Annotated in this window: 2 protein-coding genes and 2 pseudogenes; 2 read left to right on the top strand and 2 right to left on the bottom strand. The window is 70.3% G+C overall.

The window, feature by feature from the left end:
* Nucleotides 1-187: 187 nt before the first annotated feature.
* Nucleotides 188-250 (bottom strand): annotated as a pseudogene (locus tag ACFPZI_RS37335) (helix-turn-helix domain-containing protein); the annotation flags it as partial.
* A gap of 229 nt (nt 251-479) precedes the next feature.
* On the opposite strand from ACFPZI_RS37335, the gene ACFPZI_RS31460 reads away from it, so the two are divergent.
* Nucleotides 480-1,130 (top strand): DUF6461 domain-containing protein, encoded by a 651-nt coding sequence (locus ACFPZI_RS31460; protein ID WP_381370329.1) that lies wholly within the window; start codon nt 480-482, stop codon nt 1,128-1,130.
* Between the two features lie 112 nt (nt 1,131-1,242).
* On the opposite strand, the gene ACFPZI_RS31465 is transcribed toward ACFPZI_RS31460, so the two are convergent.
* Nucleotides 1,243-1,554, bottom strand: coding sequence for a hypothetical protein (locus tag ACFPZI_RS31465; protein ID WP_381370332.1), 312 nt, complete (start codon nt 1,552-1,554; stop codon nt 1,243-1,245).
* Between the two features lie 90 nt (nt 1,555-1,644).
* Between ACFPZI_RS31465 and ACFPZI_RS31470 the strand changes: the two are divergent.
* Nucleotides 1,645-1,942: pseudogene (locus ACFPZI_RS31470) on the top strand (hypothetical protein); the annotation flags it as partial.

Here is a 1,942-nt window from a genome sequence, read left to right on the forward strand (position 1 = left end):
CGGCCGCGAGCCGCTGCTTCCCTGGCCTCCAGCGCCTCAATCAACGACGGCACCACACCACCCCCAGTCGGCACCCCACCCCAGCGGCGGGCTCAACGCCGACGACGGTAGGAGCCGACCACCTCCGCACCGCCCCAAACATCCCCGAATCACCCAAACGAGGCACCCCTACAAGATCTGCACCCCCCTCGAACCGCACCCGCTGGGCCCGCTGCTTCGCGGTCAGGCCGCCCCCATCGGGATACCTCATACCTCCGGGATACACCCGTCATGGCCGCGCGTCACCCCGAAGCGAAAACCTCAGTTGTTCCGTGAGTGCGGTATTCCTGGCTGGCCTCGGACCCACGGACGAACAGCACCTGAGCAGTGGCGCGGGAGGCGTTCGGCAGCTGCGGCCGCCGCGGGATGTGCACGGGTTGCGACAGCATCTGGCCTGCTTCACCAGCCCCTTGTCAGTGGTGGCAGGCAGACTGTGGTGCATGACTTCGGTGACCGCGCATGACTACGCCTGGATACCTTCCTCCCCGTTTTTCCGTTACGCGCTGGAGGCCGGGTACACCCTGACCCTGGTGCGCGGCGTTGCCCCTGGGGAGGTGCTGCGGGTGATGGAGGCGGAGCCGCGGGGCACGTGCACGGGGGTGGACGCGCTGATCGAGCAGCAGGAGGAACTGTTCGAAGCGACGGACTACTCCTACGAGTCCTTCATCGCGGGCGCGTTCACCGTGCCAGGCGCGGGCGGCGACTGGACACTTGTCCTGCACTTCGACGGCGGCGCGGCGATGCAGTCGCGCTTCCTGGAAGCCCTGTCGGCGGGCGGGCGCGCCGTGGTGCACTCCAGCAACGGAGGCAAGCCCATCCACCTGTTCCACTGGTACGAGGACGGGAAACTTCGGACCACCTTCGAAGGGCCCACGGCCAGAAACGGCAGCGCCCCCGACGCCCTCAACTCGGTGATGCGTGAGGTCGGTTTCAATCTCTCCGACGACGCGGGCCACACCGGCGTGTATGTCGACAAGGCCTCGGTCCTCGCCCTCGCCGAGCGGCTGACCGGTGTGCGGGTGACGGAGGAACTGCTCCACGATGCCGAGTACCAGCTCGGCCATGTGCTGGATGAGCCCGTCGAGGAGTGAACCGGCATCGACATCACCGACGCCCACGGGGAACGCTTCTACAAGGAAGTCACCCGCGAGGAGGTCGAGACCGCCGTGACGCGCGCCCGCGCCGAGGCGGCAGAACCGATTGTCATCCGCAGGCCCTCACCACCCGCCCCCCGGCCCTCACGATGGCCAGAGCGGATGCGCTGGTCCTGCGGGGCCGCCCGGTGCTGGGAGGGGGACCAGCCGGTGAGAGATCCGGGTGACCGCGTGTGTGCCGCTGCTTGCGCGGCGCGTCCAGGTCGGCCCGCAGGATCGCGTCGATGACCGGATTGTGCGGATCGATGGCCATGGGGCGAGGCGGGAGCTTCTTGCGCGGCTCAAGCCAGGCGCAGCCCAGGTCCTTGCGGACCGTCCGCCACGTCACTGCGTGCTTGCGCTCGATCTCCCGCATCGTCATGCCGCCGTCACCGGCCGCGTCCGGCTGCGAGAACTGCCGCCAGGTCCCGGGTCGGCGACAGGCCTGTACCTGCGGGTAGGGTCCTTCGGCATGAGCACAACACCGCCCGGCATGCGCCGGGTTGGCCTCCGCGCCGCCCCCGGAACCGGGGCGGCCTGCACCGCCGCCGCGTTCGGCGCCGGGTTCACCCGCGCCGCCGACCCAAGCGGCGGCGCGGACCCGGACCACATCGTCGTCGGGCACTCGGCCGGCCCCCGCCACGGCACCGGGACCCGGTCCAGGACCGGAAACCCGTCGCCCGGCGTGTGCACCGGCTGTTTTGCGGCCCTGGGCCATGGGGCCGCCCTGCGAAAGGAGGCGCTCTCGACCGCCTGCCGGTTCCTCCGGG

Source organism: Streptomyces chlorus (assembly GCF_042655885.1).
Lineage (GTDB): Bacteria > Actinomycetota > Actinomycetes > Streptomycetales > Streptomycetaceae > Streptomyces > Streptomyces chlorus.

What these genes read in the sequence shown, in the direction of transcription:
- ACFPZI_RS31460 (WP_381370329.1), top strand. Translation starts at nt 480, where the DNA reads ATGACTTCGGTGACCGCGCATGACTACGCCTGGATACCTTCCTCCCCG.
- ACFPZI_RS31465 (WP_381370332.1), bottom strand. Translation starts at nt 1,554, where the DNA reads ATGACGATGCGGGAGATCGAGCGCAAGCACGCAGTGACGTGGCGGACG.